Source organism: Streptomyces sp. NPDC090499, from assembly GCF_044769305.1.
Classification (GTDB): Bacteria; Actinomycetota; Actinomycetes; order Streptomycetales; family Streptomycetaceae; genus Streptomyces.
The window spans coordinates 495,555-511,150 of the sequence record NZ_JBIVXP010000004.1 but is presented as its reverse complement, the minus strand read 5'-3'; the positions used below and the strand labels follow the sequence as shown (position 1 = coordinate 511,150).

The following is a 15,596-nucleotide window of genomic DNA, read 5'->3' as shown; positions in this document are numbered from 1 at the left end:
CCCTACTTCTCCAGGCCGTAGTCGAAGCTCACCCGGTCGCCGTGCACTCCGGTCACGGAGATCAGCATCGTCTTGCTCTCGCCCTTGAAAACGGCGGTGCACCGCACGGTGTAGTCCATCTTCGCGCGCAGCCCGCTCGGGCAGCTCACGGACTGCGGGCCGTCCTGGACGAAGGGGATGCCGTAGTTCTCCTTGGCCAGCTTCTCGACCACCGTGCTCGGAACCGTGTGATCCGCTCCGTCCGCGGTGGCGGTCGAGGAATTGTCGAACACGTTCCACGCCGTCACCACGCCTGCCGCCAGCACGGCCGCCGCGACCAGGGCTATGACGATGCGCTTCATGGGGTGCTCCTTCGGTTCTGAGACGGCCGGACCCTACCGGCTGTTCCTCACGGAGCCTCCTCCGCCAGCTGCTCAACTGCCTCGGTACAACGGCCGGTTGTGGCCACCGAGTCCTGGCCGAAAGGACGACGGCCGTTCGCTGCGCCCGAGGGCCGCGGCGGCCGGCACGGCGGAGCGGGCGGTGTCGTCGGACTTCCCCGGCGCCGATGAACTGGTGGCCGCAGGGCGGGTCGAGGCGCCGTCGGCACAGGCGCTGGAGGGGATCGAGACGGCGATGGCCGCGCCGGAGGCCGGGCACCGCCGCCCAGCGCAAGCGGTGCGCTGTGGTGATCGCACCACTGCGGGGGATGCCGGGACAGGATCGGCTGACACCGGACCGGCGGGGCGGTCCTCGAACGGCCGTCGTTCTTTTGGCCGAGGCCCGGGGGCTGCTACCGGCCGTTGTACCGAGGCAGTGGCGCGGGGTGGGAGAGGAAGCTCTGCGGAGAAGAGCCGCCGACAACCGGCACGATGAGACACCACCTACGAGAGCACCAGCCAGATCCGGCAGGTGATCGGGGCCAAGGCGCCGCCGGCGGAGCAGCAGCGGTTACATCGAACATCAACTCGCCTTTTACGCAAGGATGTTGGGATACTCTCGCGCTGCCCGACATCAGTCGCCATACGTCGCACATGTCACGTGAGAGTCCGGGATTCCCATGCCTGTCCCCCAACCCAGCCGGTCCAGCGCGCTCGCCTACGCGGCGGCCGGGATGGAACCTCCGCCGCCGGTCCCGCTCAGGAAGAACGACCCCGTTCGGGTCGGCCCGTACGTCCTGATGTCGGTGCTGGGCAGTGGAGGGATGGGCCGAGTCTATCTGGGCCAGGACTCCACCGGCGGTCCGGGCCTGGCCGCCGTCAAGGTGATCCGGCCCGAATACGCGGAGGACCCCCAGTTCCGCAAGCGCTTCGCACGCGAGGTCGGTGCACTGGACCGCGTCCAGGGGGCGCACATCGTACGGCTGCTCGGCAGCGGCTGCGACGAGGACCTGGTGTGGGTGGCCACCGAGTACGTCCCCGGGCCCACCCTCGCCGAAGTGGTCGACGCGCGGGGACCGATCGACGCACCGGCCGCCTGGCGGCTGCTGGCCGACCTGGGGCGTGCGGTCGAAGCCATCTGGCGCGCCGGGATCGTCCATCGTGACCTCAAGCCCTCCAATGTGATCCTGGCCGCCGACGGCGCCCGGGTCATCGACTTCGGTGTCGTCCAGGCCACCGACGGCACCTCGATCACCGTCACGGGCCAGAACGTGGGAACGCCGGCCTTCATGTCCCCGGAGCAGGTCAGGGGCAAGGAGGTGACGGCCGCTTCCGACATCTTCGCGCTGGCCTCCGCCCTCGCCTACGCCGTCACGGGGCACGCGCCGTTCGGCGACGGCACGGGTGTCGACGTCCTGCACCGGGTCGCCTTCGAACCGCCGAAGGAACAGGTCCTCGACAAGGTCGCGGCCGTCGACACGGAACTGGCCGCGTTCATCCGCACCTGTCTGGACAAGGAACCCGAGGCTCGCCCGTCACCGGAGGCGGTGTTCCGGACCGCCATCGGGCACCAGCTGCCCGCGCCGACCGAGCCGCCACCACGGCGCGCGCCGCAGCGGGCGCTCCTGCGCGACAGCCGACCCGACGCCTCCGCACCGCCCGTGGAGCCGCCCACCGGCTCCGTCGGCTCCACCGGCTCCGTCGGCTCCGCCGCGCCCGCTCCGGGGAAGCGCAGGAAGCTGGTCGTGGCCGCGGCCGTCACCGCGGGTCTCGTGGCGGCCGCGGCCGTCACCGCGGCACTGATGTCGCAGGGCCACTCCAGCGCGACAGCCGACCCCGGCCATGGCCCCGGGGTGTCGGCGATCGTGACGGACAGCCCTGTCACCACGCCCGGCAGTTCACGGAAAGAGACACCGACGTCCAGCCCGTCGACGACGGACCAGGCGTTCAGGGAGTCGCCGAGCGCGGCGCCCACGAAGGACCCCACCGGCCAGGGCTCCGGTACAGCGGACCTCCGCACCGCCGCATGCCCCGCCGTGCTCGCGTCGGGGGCCACCGGCGCCTGCGTCAAGGCCCTGCAGCTTCTCCTGGCCGACCACGGTCTCTATGTCCCGGCCGACGGCGAGTTCGACGCGGCGACCGTCGCCGCGGTCGAAGCCTTCCAGACCGAGGCCGGCCTCACCGCCGACGGGAAGGCCGACGCACAGACCAAGCGACTCCTGTACGCCCTGGACCGCGGGGCGGTCCGGGCCGGCTCGGTCACGGTGACCGAGAGCGTCAACGCCACCTCCGTCGCCCGATGCCTCGACAACCGTGGGTCGAACGCCCAGGTGTGGGGGTGCAATGCCACGGCCGCCCAGAAGTGGGCGCTGTATCGCGTGGCCGGCCAGGACTCCCAGTACCTCCTCGTCAACCGGGGCAGCCATCTCTGCCTGGACGCCGACGCCGGCACGATCGGCCGGAACGGTCAGAAGGTGCGGGCCAGGAGCTGCGACGGGCTCAGTGCGCAGAGATGGCGGCTCGGCAGCGGCGGGACGCTGGTCAGCGTCCCGGACGGCTTCTGTCTCGACGCCGATGCGCCCTCCTCCGGAGAGGACGGCCAGCCCGTACAGGGCTGGGGATGCGCGGGCAGCGTCAACCAGGTGTGGAACTGGTCCTGACGCCCCCTCGGCCCCCGGCCACTCCACGGACGTGCCGACCACAAGGCGCGCAGCCGGCCGACAACGGGTCGAGTCAGTGCTGGGTACCGGCGGACCAGAGGGTGGTGCCCTGGTAGACCACGCTGACGCCGCCGTCGGTACCGAAGTAGAGAAAGGCGCCGTCGTGCCCGGACGTCACGGAGCTCCAGACTCCCCAGGTGTCCTTGTCGTAGACGACGAGGTTGCCGTCGGCCTGCATGATGGCGAGGTATCCGGTGCCCGAGGTGCCCGAGGACCAGCGCCGGTGGTGATTCTCGTCGTAGACGACGAGGTTGCCGTCGGTCTGCATCGTCATGGTGGTCCGGTTGGTCTGCCAGGACTCGCCCGGCATCAGCTGCTGGTCACGACGCACGGTCAACGTCGTCCATCCGGGCGAGGCCGATGCCGTCCTGCTCGGGTCCGGGTCCGCCGCCTTGCCCGTAGGGGCCGTCGTCTTCGTCGTCTCGGCGCCGGATCCGGCCGGGGAGCTTGATGACGGCGGCACGGCGGACCGCGTGGGTGAAGACGAAGAAGCTCCCGCGGCGGGTGCTCGGTGCGGGGACGGGGATGTCGCGGCGGCAGCCGTCGCGTACGGCACGGCGATCGCCGTGCTGCCCGCCCCGGCGCGGGGCTTCGTGCCGACGGCGGGGTCCGCTTCGAAGGCCGCACGCGTGACCAACCCCGCGGTCACCAGGACGGCGGCCCCGGCGAGTACGGCTCCCGCTCTCCGTGCGCCGGTGCCCCTGCCGGTTACGGCGGTTCGGAACAGGCGGCTGCGGACGGTCGTGGCGCCGGCGGCCTCGAGTGCGTCCGCGAACTCGGCGGCATCGGCCCAGCGCCCCTCCCGCTCCGGATCGAGGGCGCGTCGCGTCACGCGCCGGACAGCCGCCGGCACCCGGGGGCGCGGTGGCCCGGGCCAGTCGAGTTGTTCCGTCGAGCCGGGCAGGCGCCCGGTCAGCAGTTCGTAGGTGAGTACGCCCAGACCGTAGACGTCGGCCCGCTCGTCGACATCGACCAGGCGGTCCTCCGGGACCTGCTCCGGCGCCATGTAGCCGGGTGATCCCACGCCCTGCGTCAGTCCCGAGGCGTGCGCCAGGCTCTTGGCCAGGCCGAGGTCGGCCACCAGCAGCCGTTCACGGCCGCCCGACACGGTCTGCAGCAGAATGTTGGACGGCTTGATGTCACGGTGCACGATGCCGGCCGCGTGCAGGTCGGCCACGCCCCGGGCGGCCTGCACCGCGAACCGCAGCGCCTGGTCGACGGGCAGCGGCCCCTGGGCCACCCGGTCGGCCAGCGTGCCGCCGTCGGCGTAGGTCATGACGAAGTACGGCCGTCCGTCCGGCAGTTCGCCGATGTCGTACACCTGCACCACGCGGTCCGACGCGGCCTGCCGCAGCAGCCGGGCCTCGTCCAGGAAACGCTCCCTGAGGTCGGGCCGGTGAACCCACTTCTCCGCCATGACCTTCACCGCGACCGGGGCTTCGAGCATGTAGTCGTAGGCGAGCCAGACCATGCCGAAACCTCCGCAGCCCAGAAGGCGCTGCAGGCGGTGACGTCCGACAGTGACGAGTGTTGACATGAGGGCGGAACTCCAGCGCAGTTGCCGTTCGACGTTCGACGTTCGACCCGACCAGGAGGTGGCGGGACTCGGCGCCTGCCGCTGCGCCGCCCTTGAGCGACGTCCGGTGCCGGTCGCCTCCTCGTACCGCGGAGACGATGAGGGCACCTTGCCGGGCGCCCTTCCGGCATGCCGGGTCCTGCGACCGCAGATGCCTGCGTGTCAGTGTCGACGCGTGACGCGGCCGCGCACAACGTGCACAGGACCAGCATGACCTCCGTCCTTTGGGCACCGGCACAACGGCCCTGCCGGGAGCGCGGTCTCCGACCACGTGCCCTGCGGGCAGGGGACGCCGCGCAGCACGACCGGCTGCCCGTACGGATGCCGGTCAGGCCGGACGATGCGCTGCTGCCGGGCGTCAGTCCGGGCCCGGGCCGAGCATGCGGCGCGAGAGCTCGGCGAACTGGAGCAGTTCGGGCATGGTCCGGTGCTTGGAGTAGGCCAGGGCGACCATGCGCGGTGCGACGCCCTCCAGCGTCAGGTAGACGACGTCGTCACGGCGGTAGAAGCCGGCCATGCCGGCCGGCATGACATAGCACCCGGACCCGAAGGCGACGGTCTGCAGGCATTCCTCGATCGTCGCCGGGAACCGTCCGGTGTCCCCCGGCGGCGCCACCGGATCGAACGGGACACGTCCGCGCCATTCCGGTACGTCCTTCGGATCCTGCAGCAGGGTCATGTCCCGCAGGTCCTCGACGTGCACCGCCTTGAGTTCCGCGCACGGGTGCTCGCTGGACAGCGCCACCACACGGGGCTCCGGGAAGAGCGGGACCACCTCGAACATGCCCTCGGGCAGGGGCAGTCGGACGTAGCAGACGTCGACCCGCCCGTCGAGCAGGAAGTCGACCTGGTCGGTGATCGCGGTGTGGACGACATCGATGTCGAGTTGCGGCGCCATCCGGGTGAACTCCCGCACGATGGGGGTCACGATGACACCCGGCATGAAGCCGATGGTGAACTGGTTCACCTCCCGGCTCGCCGTCCGCGCCCGCTGCTGCACCGCCTGCGCCATCGCCAGCATCGGCCGGGCGTCCTCCAGCAACTGGTGCCCCGCCCGCGTCAGTACGGTGCCCTGCCGGTCACGCAGGAAGAGGACCACGCCCAGATCCTCCTCCAGTGCCCGGATCTGACGGCTGAGCGCCGGCTGCGTCATGTAGAGGCGGCTCGCCGCCCGCACGAAGCTGCACTCCTCGGCCACGGCCACGAAGTAGCGCACCCGGCGTATGTCGAGGTCCATGCGGCCCATCGTAGCCAGGCCCATCACGGCATATGCCGAAACGGCTTCAGAATCGAACAGATAGGCATTGGCGCGGTCCCCCTCGACCGGTCCACCATGGTCGGACCGAGAGGAAGAACCTCAACGTCCGCCGCTGTCACAGCAGTTGTGCAGGATGCCGGGCTCGCGTGGGCAGCCGGCCGGCGTCGTGGGCCGCGGGTACGCACCCCGCCGGTCGGGAACGGCCGCGGGGCGACCGGCCCTTCGCGCGTCGAGCGCGGACGCGGTCGCACGACCGTCTCCTCGCGGGAGCACGCCCGCGCCTTCGGGCATCGGCCCCGCATCCGGCCCGCGGGGCGGATGGGCCCCACGAAAGGAATCACCATGGGATCGACCCGGCACCGGGGCAGGGGCAGGATCACGCCGTCCACCGGACACACCCCGAGCGCCGCGGCATACGACGGCACGGCACGGCGGTCGGCTCTCTCCCCGGTTCGTGCCTGTCCGGCATGACCGGCAGATCCGAGCGCGCTGCCGCCGCGACGGCGGCATTGCGGGACGTCCTGGAACACATCGACGCCGATGCCGTGGTCCAGCGTATGGACCCCGTACTTCGCCGTACGCCTGAATACATGCGCTGGGCGCGCGAGTGCGGGGCCTCCGCTCTCCGTGCCTCGCTGCGCCGGCACGCCGGCCTGCTCCTGCACTGGATGGTGAGGGGCACACCTCCGGACTCGTACGTCCTGTCCGAGATCTACGAGCAGGCGCGGGAGTGCGCCGCCGCCGGACAGCCGTTGGACGACGGCCTGCTCCTGCATCACCGGGCCGCGAGCGTCTTCTGGGACGCCGTGCTCGGCCTGGCCGCCGAAGAGGAACGCGGACACCTGGCGGACTGGACCGACCAGGGGCGGGGGCATGTCGACAGCTACCTCGACATGGTCACCCGGGTGTTCACTCAGGCGTACGCGGACCAGGCCGACCTGCCGTCCGCACAGGGCGACCGCCGGGCACGCACCCTCTTCGACCGCCTCTGCGCCCACCTGCCCGTCACGGTGGAGGACCAGGAGCGTGCCGCTCGGCTCGGCTTCGATCCGACACCTCCGTACGTGCCCTTCGTCGTGCTGCTCGACAGGTCCGCTCCTGCCGGGCGCGCCGAGCTGGCGGCCCGCCTGCGCGGTGCCGGAGCCCTGGCCTTCGTCGAGGGCGTCCGCGTCACCGGACTCACCGGGCCCGCGTTCGACTGGTCGGCGTTCATGGCCGACCGACGCCTGCTCCTGGCACCGGGCCGGCCGACCGGGCGGACCGGCCTCCGGACCGCCGTCGACGACCTGCGTCTGCTGGTCGCGGTCGCATCGCGGTCCCCTCGGCGTGGGCATGTCCGAACCGAGGATTTCCTGCCTCAGCTGCTCCTGGCGCGCTCTCCCGAACTCGCCGACGCGGTGACTCACCGTGTCTTCGGACCGCTGGCAGGCGGGGACCACGGCGAACTGACGGCGACCCTCGCCTGCCTGGCCGAGAACCAGTTCGACAGCGCCTCCACCACGGCCGCCCTTCACCTGCACCGCAACACCCTGCTGTACCGGATCAAGCAGATCGAGAAGCTCACCGGCCTCGACCTGCAGCGGCACGGCGACCGCGCGCTGGTGTGGCTCGCGGTCATCTGGGCGCAGGTCTCCTCCCGACCGGTCGGATCGCGATCCGTGCGCAACCACCGGCTGCCGGCTGCATCCGACGGCAGCGGCCCAGCAGGCACGTTCACTTCAGAAAGCGAGCAGCGATGACAAGCCGTCCGACGGAAGCTCCGGCAGGGCCGGTGCCGATGCGGCGCCAGGCCGAATCGGACCGGCGTCTTCCGATCAGTCCGGCAGCCACCGACTCGCCGCGCAGCAGGCGTCCGCACCCTGTGGGCAGACCGGGCCCGCGGCCGCACGCCGATGCCGTAAGACGGCTCCCCGCGTCCTCGGTGTCGGTGGCCGTGGACGCCGCGGACCCGGTGACACACGCCGGGCTGGCGGCCGGGCTGAGCCGCGGACCGAACGTGGCGCTCACCGCGGTGCGGGAGGCGGACGTCGTGGTCGCCGCGATCCAGACGGCCGACAACTCCACGCTGGAAGCGCTGAGCAGGCTGCCCATGCCGCCTCCGGCACGGATCGTGCTCGTCGTCAGCGACGGCTGGTACGCCGACCTGACGGTGGCCGCCCACAGTGGGATACGGGCCGTGCTCTGGCGGGCCGAGGCGCAGCCGCAGTCGCTGATCCGTGCTGTGCTGGCGGTCGCCGCCGGCGATGCGCTGCTGCCGTCCGCGGTACAGGGTGAACTGCTCGACCAGGCAGACCGCCTCCAGCGCACCGTGCTGCTGCCCAAGGGCCTGACGCCGTCCGGTCTGAACACACGGGAGATCGACGTGCTCCGGTTGGTCGCGCAGGGCCTGGACCTCGCCGAGATAGCCACCACGATGTGCTACTCCGAACGCAACATCAAGAAGATCCTCTACGGGGTCGTCAACCGCCTCGGACTGCGCAACCGCGTCCACGCCGTCTCCTACGCCATCCGCAACAAACTCATATGAGCCCGCCCGGTGGGCCGTACCCACCGGGAACGTGCGGGTCGCGGGCCTGGTGCGGGTGAGGCTCACCGAGCACGCGCCGCCTCCGCGCGCCGGCCGGCCGAGCGGGCTCCCGCGGGGCGGCCGCGTGCCGGTCTCCGTGTCGGACACGGCGCCGACGGCAGTGGGCCTCGACCCCCGGGTGATCCGTTCGGCGCGGCGAAGGCCCCGAGGCCGGTGTCGGGTGTCGTCGACGATCCCTGCCTCACTGCGAGAGGGCGGTGGCACTCTCCGGCTGCTCGGCCGGGTCGTCCTGACCGCGGAACGACAGCAGGCGTGAGGGAAGAAGCCAGAGGCAGGCAAGGGTTCCGCCGATCGCGCCGACCCACAGCGCCACGGGGATGCCCGCTGTCGCGGCGATGAGGGCGCCGGCGACCGAGCCCAGTGGCCGGAGGCCGAAACTCACGGTCTGGTACGCACCCCGGGTCTGTGAGCGGAGGTGAGGGGGCACCACCAGCGCGAACACCGAGCCGACGGAGATGTCCTGAACGGATTCGCCGACACCGCCCAGCAGTGTCGAGGCCAGGACCAGGGCGAAGACGAGGCTCCCGGTGGCGCCGACCGCGGGGATCACGAGGAGCGGCGCATGCGACAGCACACAGCCGACCAGGAGCATCCGGCCCAGGCCGATGCGGCGGGCGAGCCGGGAGGCGAGGGCCGCGCCGGCGAGTCCGCCGACGGCCTGCACGCTGAACACGAACCCGATCTGGGCGCTGGTCAGGGACAGCTTGTGGACGTAGTACCAGACGAGCACCGACAGGAAGAGCATGTTGAAGAAGTTGCCGGTGGCGGTGACCGACAGGGCCGTCCTGATCAGCGGATTCCGTCGGATGAAGGCCAGGCCCGGCCGACGGTCGCGGCTCTCCGGGGAGCCGGGTTCACGGCGGTGCTCCACCGGACGCAGCCGGAGGAGGAACAGGGCGGCCGTGACGGCGGTGGCCGCGTCCACGCCGACCGCTGCCGGTACACCGGCGAGTTGGACCAGCAGTCCACCGATGGCGGGTCCGGCCAGGATCGCGGCGGTCCGGCCCGTGTAGGAGGCCGCCTGTCCGGCCACGTAGAGCTCGGACGGCAGGGTGGTGGCGAACAGACCGCTCTCGCTGACGTTCGACAGCACCGTGCACAGGCCGATGACGGCCAGGACGACGGCCAGCTGGATGAGCGAGAGCAGGCCGAAGGCTGTGGCGATCGGCACGCTGCTCAGGGCGGCGACCCGCAGGAGGTTGGCGCCGGCCAGGAGCCTGCGGTGGTGTCCCGTACGGTCGGCGAACGAGCCGGCCGGTATGGCCAGGAACAGGCTCGGGAGCCAGATCACGGCCGACAGGACGGCACTTTGGACGGCGTCGGCGCCCAGGACCTCGATCGCGGCCAACGGCAGGGCCACCGAGGAGATGGCATCGCCCAGGGCGGCCAGAGTGGTGGCGGACCAGAGCTTTCTGAACGCCGGATGGCGCAGCGGCGCCGGCACCGAAGGAAGGAGGGCCCGCAAGGTGATGGATCCTGTTTCTCGCGATGACGGATATTGCGCGGAATATGCGACCGCTCCGGCTCCGGAAAAGGGAGCCGGAGCGGTCGATGAATTTACCAGGAGTGCTGCTTCTTCATCTCTCACCTCCGCTGCTCATGAACTCCCCTCCATAAGGGAGTTGCTGGGAAAATTATCGGGGAAGTCGCCGCGTATCGCTAATGCCGATGCTGTCGCCGCTCATGCCGAATCGGCCTGGCGAATTGTCCGGCGATTTCAGAGGAACACGTAGAGAGTGAGCAGAGTGGCGCCCGTGGCCACGACGTACGCCTCGAAGGCGCCGCGGAGGGCCGCCGGGGCGTTGCGCAGCTCCATGAAGTGCAGGCCGACCAGCCGTACCTTGATCAGCGCGATCGCGACGACCGCGCAGCCGACCAGGGTCGACGTGCTGCCCTCGATGCCCAGCAGCCAGCTCGACAGCGTGGCCAGGACGAGTACCGGAAAGACCCACATGTGTCACGCCACCAGGTAGAAGAGCGGGAAGAGGACGAGCCAGAGCAGGTCCACCATGTGCCAGTACGCGGCCGCTCCCTCGGCGGCCAGCAGTTGGCCCCGGCTCAGGGCCGGCCGACGGGACAGGACGATGAGAACCGTGAGCGCGCCGATCCCGATCGCCAGGTGGGCCAGGTGGATGCCGGTGAAGACGAAGTAGTACATGAAGAAGTCGTTGCTGCTCGGTGTGTGTCCGTCGTGGATCACGAGCGCGTATTCGACGCCCTTGACGGCGGCGAACCCGAGCGCGCACAAGAGCGCCCATGGCAGTGTCCGTGCGGGTCTGCCGGACCGCAGTTGCCGCAGTCCGCGGGCCACCAGCGCTGACGCGGTCAGCAGGAGCAGTGTGTTCAGGAGTCCCAGGTCTGGATGGAGGGCCTGCTGAGAGGCCCGGAACATCCTCGGGTGCCGGCCGTGCAGTACCGCGACGAAGCCGAAGAACACCGAGAACATGATCATGTCGCCGAGGAGGAAGACCCACAGTCCGGCCTCGCCGGGGATGTGGCGGTCGCCCTGGGGCGCCGGGTGTTCGGTCCGGGCCGCCGTGGCGGTCATACCGCGGGTTCCAGGCCGGCCGGGGCCCGGTCGTCGTCCACCCGGTTCGCGGCCCGCACCATCAGGGGTGTCATGACGAGGAACCAGGCGCCGAAGGCGCCGGCCGCGACCCAGAACGAGAGGATGCCGTTCCAGGCGAAGGGGCCGGTCTTGAAGAAGGTCAGCAGGATGCTCGGCAGGAAGAGGAAGGCCATCCAGAAGTTCAGGTACGCGGCCCAGCGCGGCAGGAGCGGCGTGGGGCGCTTGTCGGCCAGGATCGCCACTCCGACCGCGACGGCCTGCCCGACGGCCGGGAAGGCGTTCATGACCAGGGTGATCCAGGCCGTGTCGTTGAGCGCCATCGTGATGTCGGGCGAGCGGTCCGGCCGGTAGGCCGTCGCGGTGAAGATCAGGACCGGTACGAAGATCGCGGCCACGTTGGCGGCACCGCAGACGAGTTGGGTGGCGGCCAGCGGCGCCAGCCGCGGGTCGATACGCCGGATCAGGCTCGACAGCGCCGCGACGAAGGGTGCGGTCGTCACCGCGCCGACGAGCATGACCACGAGCCCGGCACGGATCGAGTTGGCGTGGTCCGTGTAGAAGGCCGCGACCCGCCCCGCCGACCAGTTCGGCGCCATCGGCGGTATCCAGTGGGCGATCAGCAGGGCGGCGAAGAACAGCGCGATGAACAGGTAACCGAAGCTCGCGCAGGCGGTCAGGATTCGGCGGGACATGGGGGAATCTCCTGGTTCCGGAAGGGACGGGTACGGAGCGGGCTTCGCTGCTCGGACCTGAGGACGGGAGGATCAGAGGGTGGGAGTCCTGGTGGCGTCAGGCCGGTGCGCTCAGGTACGGGAACACGGCGCGCAGCGTCCCGGTGGCGTGGCCGGCGTCCAGGCCCATGGGGACGGGAGCGTTCAGCACGATCTCGAACATCGCCTCGGGCGTGGACTCGGTGAGCCCTCTGCCGTTGCGGGCCTCCGCACCGAAACAGGCTTCGGTGCCCACCTGGTAGCGCAGGACGTCCGGGAAGATGACGTCCCGCGTCGCGGCGCCGTAGCCCTGCGGGTCGGAGTGCGTGTCGTTGGCGGACACGAGACCCGCGACCTTCCGGCGTACGAGGTCTCCGTAGTTGTCGAGGTCAGCATGTGGATCAGTGGCGTTGTAGTCGTCGAAGCCGGCCTCGGTGACGTCGAACAACGTGCTGACGAGCGGTTTCGCGCACCGGTTGATCTGCAGCCAGCCGCCGTGGTGGTCGTCAAGGGCGGTGGTGGCCCACAGACCGATCGTCCCCGATCCGACGAGCTCGTCCGGAAGTTCGAGGACGAGGGCGGTGACGTTGGTGCCGGCGAACAGGTTCGAAGCCTGCTGCGGGTCGAACGCGGAGAGGTCCACCGCCGCACCGTTCCGCAGTGCGGTCAGGACCGCCGTGACGACGGTGCCGTCGAGGTAGAACGGGTCTCCGGCCCGGCCGACGAAGACGTTGACGCCGTCCGCCGTGGTGACGATCTCCTGCGTCCTGCCGGTCGCCACGAGGGCTCCCGAGGCGTTGCGGTCGGCGGCCTCGGCACCGGTGAGCCGGTCGAGCACCCATGCCTGCCGGCCGTCCGGTTCGGGGGCGAGGAATCTGAACCGGAACGTCAGATCCTGCACCGCGTCGTCGTCGGTGTCGATGTGGAACTCGTACAGCGCCTCGGGGTGGAAGCCCTTGTCGGCCGACACCGGGTTGGTGTTCATGACGAGGACCGTGCCGGTCCGTCCCCTGAACAGGTAGACATCGCTGATGTCCAGGCGGGGGTCCTGTTTCGCGGCAGCTGAATCCTGGTGGTGGGACATCGATCGGCCTTCCGTGAGGGCTGGGCAGGACAGGGCACGGCGATGCCTTGCCGACCCGGCAGTTGTTGTGTGTGCAGCAATCGAGAGGTCCGGTTCTGCGAACCCGGGGAAGCTGCTGCGGTACCGGCCGCCTCGATCGGTCGAGGGCGGCTCGTGGCGCGGTGTCCGTTCAGGGCCTGCGCCGAGGCGGTTGCCGCTTGACGCGGCCGCCGTTGACCCACTTGCCGCCTGAGCGCTCCGGCTCGACGATCGCCGCGCTCAGGTGCTCAAGGTCGTCGCCAGGCAGCGTGTTACCGCTGCCGAGCCGGGCAACCCGAGGTCGAAGTGGGTCACGTCGAACATCCTGGCCCAGGCCTGTCATGCGTCGCCAATGCCTGTCCGGGGGTCCGGCATGCCGGTTCGGCATCAGCCCTGCTGGTGCGAGGGGTGGCCGACGAGGTCACGGACAGATCAGGGAGCGACGTCCCGGTTGCGCCAGCTGAGCGAATAGGCGGCTCGGCGAGCGCGCATCAACTCTCCCAGCGGCCGATGCTCGGGTGCCGCGATCCACGGGTTGAAGCTGCTCTTCTCGACGGTCTCGGCCAGTGCCTCGTCCGGTGCTTGCCGAGGCAGGCGCAGTCGCCCCACGGTGAGCCACGGCGCGTCCCAGCGGACGGAGGAGTCTTCGATCGGCGTACGACTCTCGTCCTCGAAGAACTGGGCCTGGAAAAGGAACTCCAGGTCGTCGTCCGCGAGTCGCGTATGGATGTCGGCGGCCAGGTCCTTTCGGGCCGCCTTGTTGATCTTCGTTGAGGCGGCGCACAGCTTCAACCGGGCCGCGTAGTCGCCGAACGTGACGGGCATGATGCTGAAGAAGTCATGCGTGGCGAATCCGCTGAACGGCTTCGCCATGTCCCGGAAGTTCGCGACAGCGCTGCGGGTGAGCTGCGGCTTGGTTGCAGCCTTGCGCAGCGCGGCGCCGGGCGTACTCGTGGAGAGATCGACGATTCCGACGATGTCCGCGCTGCCGCCGACCTTCAGGGTCTCCTGACTGACCAGGGTGAAGTTCTGCTCGACAGCGACGGACGACGGCGTCGAGGCCCCGAGCACCTTGATCGCGAAACCACGGATATCAGGAGCCCGGTCGACGGAGAAATTCCCGTTGGACAGCCGAACATGTGCCTCAAGGACCGCAGGGGCGGCAAAGATTCCTTGCCTCGCATATTCAGGAAGGTCCTCTTCCACCGCGAGGACGGCCCTCAGGGCGGCCACTTGATTGCGGTGCAGCGCCCTCCCATGGCCTTGTTTTTTCAGGCGCTTACGCTGCAGTTCGTCGAAAACGTGCGCCTGTTCCACGTGCTGGGTGCTCTCGTCGGGCAGAAAGACTTCGTGCCATTGAGTGCTCGGCATGTGAATACCTTCTCGATGTTCGGGCCCTCTGTCGGACAGAAGACGGTTTACAGCCCGGCGCCGGTGTCCGCGCGCATGGAATTCAGCCCCGCCGTACGGGCGTTCGGGGTTGTGGTGTGTTCGCACGGACGACACCGGTACGAGGCAAGCCGCAGACCGTCGACACCGTGCACGTTCAGGTCCGGGGCGACGACAGCAAGCTCGTCCGTCCCGATCCGGCAGGTGCCGACAAACCTTCTCTGTCAGCTCACGTTCCTTCTGCCGATGAGCTTTGCGGGCCGCGGCTCGTCGCGCCAATGCCGATTAACCGAACCGTCATGCCGATCGGGCATCGGGACAGGACAGTGCGGTTCTGCTCGCCTGTGCGCGTGTCTCTATGCCGAACCGAGCGCCGCGATCACGATCCTGGCGAACTGGTCGATGGACGGCATCTTCCGGTTCTTGGCGTACGCCAGCGCCACCATGCGCGGGGCGACCCCTGCGAGCTGGACGTAGCGGATGTCGGGGCGACGGTAGAAACCGGCGAGGCCGGCCGGGACGACGATGAACCCGGTGCCGGACGCGACGGCTTCCAGGCTCTCCTCGATCGAGGTGGGCCGTTCGGTTTCCGGACGGTTGCGTGCCGCTGCCGCGTCGAAGTCGGTGCCGCGCCACTCCGGGACGTCGGCGGAGTCCTGCAGCAGGCGGTACGGCGTCAGCTCCGTGATGTGGACGGTCTGCGCCTGCGCCAGCGGATGTTCGTCGGAGAGCGCCGCGACCCGGGACTCGGGGAACAGAGGGACGATCTCGAAGGTGTCGACCGGCAGCGGCAGCCGGACGAAGCAGACATCGACGCGACCGTCGAGCAGATAGTCGACCTGGTCGGTGGGCGCCGTGTGCAGCACCTGCACATTGACCTCCGGCGCCAGCGCCCGGAACTGCCGGACGATCGGCGTGACTATGACCCCTGGCATGAAGCCGATGGTGAAGTGGTGTCCTTCACGGCTGGCGAGACGGACTCGCCGCTGCAGAGCCAGCGATGCCGCGAGCAGCGGCCGCGCGTCCTCCAGCAGCTGACCGCCGGCACGCGTGAGCGCCGTACCCAGCGGGCCGCGCTGGAGCAGCGACGCTCCGAGATCGTCCTCAAGAGCACGGATCTGTCGGCTCAGTGCGGGCTGCGTCATCTTCAGTCGTTCGGCGCCACGCACAAAACTGAGCTCTTCGGCAACCGTCACGAAATAGCGGAGACGCCGGAGGTCGATATCCATGGCGCCATGTTAGCCACGCCGCTTTTCCTGTCGAACTGCGATCCGGAAAAGCGTCTTGGGCTTTGGCGATGCCCAACCGGCATGACTTCTGCGCGAA

General features: G+C 69.9%; 13 protein-coding genes and 2 pseudogenes. 3 read left to right on the top strand and 12 right to left on the bottom strand.

What is annotated here, in order from left to right:
• Positions 1–2: 2 nt before the first annotated feature.
• Complete coding sequence (locus tag ACIQVL_RS17975) at positions 3–341, bottom strand: DUF4333 domain-containing protein (RefSeq protein WP_403475759.1); 339 nt, start codon at positions 339–341, stop codon at positions 3–5.
• 698 nt (positions 342–1,039) lie between these two features.
• Between ACIQVL_RS17975 and ACIQVL_RS17970 the strand changes: the two genes are divergently transcribed.
• A complete protein-coding gene (locus ACIQVL_RS17970; protein ID WP_403475758.1) occupies positions 1,040–3,019 on the top strand; it encodes a protein kinase in 1,980 nt (659 codons plus the stop codon).
• Positions 3,020–3,092: 73 nt separating this feature from the next.
• On the opposite strand, the gene ACIQVL_RS17965 is transcribed toward ACIQVL_RS17970, so the two are convergent.
• Both ACIQVL_RS17965 and ACIQVL_RS17960 read right to left on the bottom strand, forming a co-directional pair.
• Entirely contained in the window at positions 3,093–4,616 is a 1,524-nt protein-coding gene (locus ACIQVL_RS17965) for a protein kinase (RefSeq protein ID WP_403475757.1), read from the bottom strand.
• A 397-nt stretch (positions 4,617–5,013) separates the two neighbouring features.
• Complete coding sequence (locus ACIQVL_RS17960; RefSeq protein WP_403475756.1) at positions 5,014–5,892, bottom strand: LysR family transcriptional regulator; 879 nt, start codon at positions 5,890–5,892, stop codon at positions 5,014–5,016.
• Between the two features lie 488 nt (positions 5,893–6,380).
• On the opposite strand from ACIQVL_RS17960, the gene ACIQVL_RS17955 reads away from it, so the two are divergent.
• Positions 6,381–7,652, top strand: a complete 1,272-nt coding sequence (locus ACIQVL_RS17955) for a PucR family transcriptional regulator (RefSeq protein ID WP_403475755.1) — start codon at positions 6,381–6,383, stop codon at positions 7,650–7,652.
• Between the two features lie 194 nt (positions 7,653–7,846).
• Entirely contained in the window at positions 7,847–8,440 is a 594-nt protein-coding gene (locus tag ACIQVL_RS17950; protein ID WP_403428991.1) for a response regulator transcription factor, read from the top strand.
• A 241-nt stretch (positions 8,441–8,681) separates the two neighbouring features.
• Here ACIQVL_RS17950 and ACIQVL_RS17945 read toward each other — a convergent pair whose 3' ends face one another.
• From ACIQVL_RS17945 to ACIQVL_RS17905, 9 genes and pseudogenes are all read right to left on the bottom strand, one after another.
• Positions 8,682–9,944: an MFS transporter gene (locus tag ACIQVL_RS17945; protein WP_403475754.1), complete on the bottom strand. Its 1,263-nt coding sequence runs from the start codon at positions 9,942–9,944 to the stop codon at positions 8,682–8,684.
• A 273-nt stretch (positions 9,945–10,217) separates the two neighbouring features.
• Entirely contained in the window at positions 10,218–10,454 is a 237-nt protein-coding gene (locus ACIQVL_RS17940) for a cytochrome C oxidase subunit IV family protein (RefSeq protein WP_403428988.1), read from the bottom strand.
• Between the two features lie 3 nt (positions 10,455–10,457).
• Positions 10,458–11,048: a cytochrome c oxidase subunit 3 gene (locus ACIQVL_RS17935; protein WP_403428986.1), complete on the bottom strand. Its 591-nt coding sequence runs from the start codon at positions 11,046–11,048 to the stop codon at positions 10,458–10,460.
• Entirely contained in the window at positions 11,045–11,761 is a 717-nt protein-coding gene (locus tag ACIQVL_RS17930; protein WP_403428985.1) for a hypothetical protein, read from the bottom strand. Before ACIQVL_RS17930 ends, ACIQVL_RS17935 begins: the two co-directional genes overlap by 4 nt.
• A 97-nt stretch (positions 11,762–11,858) precedes the next feature.
• Positions 11,859–12,863 carry a DUF4331 family protein gene (locus tag ACIQVL_RS17925; protein ID WP_403428984.1) on the bottom strand — a complete coding sequence of 335 codons (1,005 nt, stop codon included), beginning with the start codon at positions 12,861–12,863 and terminating at the stop codon, positions 11,859–11,861.
• Positions 12,864–13,313: 450 nt separating this feature from the next.
• Positions 13,314–14,252: a hypothetical protein gene (locus ACIQVL_RS17920; protein ID WP_403428983.1), complete on the bottom strand. Its 939-nt coding sequence runs from the start codon at positions 14,250–14,252 to the stop codon at positions 13,314–13,316.
• Positions 14,253–14,299: 47 nt separating this feature from the next.
• Positions 14,300–14,470: pseudogene (locus ACIQVL_RS17915) on the bottom strand (choline dehydrogenase); the annotation flags it as partial.
• Between the two features lie 156 nt (positions 14,471–14,626).
• The gene (locus ACIQVL_RS17910; protein WP_403475917.1) at positions 14,627–15,205 is read right to left on the bottom strand and encodes a LysR family transcriptional regulator substrate-binding protein; all 579 of its coding nucleotides are present in this window, start codon (positions 15,203–15,205) and stop codon (positions 14,627–14,629) included.
• A gap of 165 nt (positions 15,206–15,370) precedes the next feature.
• Positions 15,371–15,499 (bottom strand): annotated as a pseudogene (locus ACIQVL_RS17905) (LysR family transcriptional regulator); the annotation flags it as partial.
• Between the last annotated feature and the right edge of the window lie 97 nt (positions 15,500–15,596).

Excerpts from the sequence above, each read along its gene's own strand:
- ACIQVL_RS17955 (WP_403475755.1), top strand. The coding sequence starts at position 6,381 with ATGACCGGCAGATCCGAGCGCGCTGCCGCCGCGACGGCGGCATTGCGG.
- ACIQVL_RS17965 (WP_403475757.1), bottom strand. The coding sequence starts at position 4,616 with ATGTCAACACTCGTCACTGTCGGACGTCACCGCCTGCAGCGCCTTCTG.
- ACIQVL_RS17925 (WP_403428984.1), bottom strand. The coding sequence starts at position 12,863 with ATGTCCCACCACCAGGATTCAGCTGCCGCGAAACAGGACCCCCGCCTG.
- ACIQVL_RS17920 (WP_403428983.1), bottom strand. The coding sequence starts at position 14,252 with ATGCCGAGCACTCAATGGCACGAAGTCTTTCTGCCCGACGAGAGCACC.
- ACIQVL_RS17930 (WP_403428985.1), bottom strand. The coding sequence starts at position 11,761 with ATGTCCCGCCGAATCCTGACCGCCTGCGCGAGCTTCGGTTACCTGTTC.
- ACIQVL_RS17960 (WP_403475756.1), bottom strand. The coding sequence starts at position 5,892 with ATGGACCTCGACATACGCCGGGTGCGCTACTTCGTGGCCGTGGCCGAG.
- ACIQVL_RS17975 (WP_403475759.1), bottom strand. The coding sequence starts at position 341 with ATGAAGCGCATCGTCATAGCCCTGGTCGCGGCGGCCGTGCTGGCGGCA.
- ACIQVL_RS17940 (WP_403428988.1), bottom strand. The coding sequence starts at position 10,454 with ATGTGGGTCTTTCCGGTACTCGTCCTGGCCACGCTGTCGAGCTGGCTG.
- ACIQVL_RS17970 (WP_403475758.1), top strand. The coding sequence starts at position 1,040 with ATGCCTGTCCCCCAACCCAGCCGGTCCAGCGCGCTCGCCTACGCGGCG.
- ACIQVL_RS17910 (WP_403475917.1), bottom strand. The coding sequence starts at position 15,205 with ATGCCAGGGGTCATAGTCACGCCGATCGTCCGGCAGTTCCGGGCGCTG.
- ACIQVL_RS17935 (WP_403428986.1), bottom strand. The coding sequence starts at position 11,048 with ATGACCGCCACGGCGGCCCGGACCGAACACCCGGCGCCCCAGGGCGAC.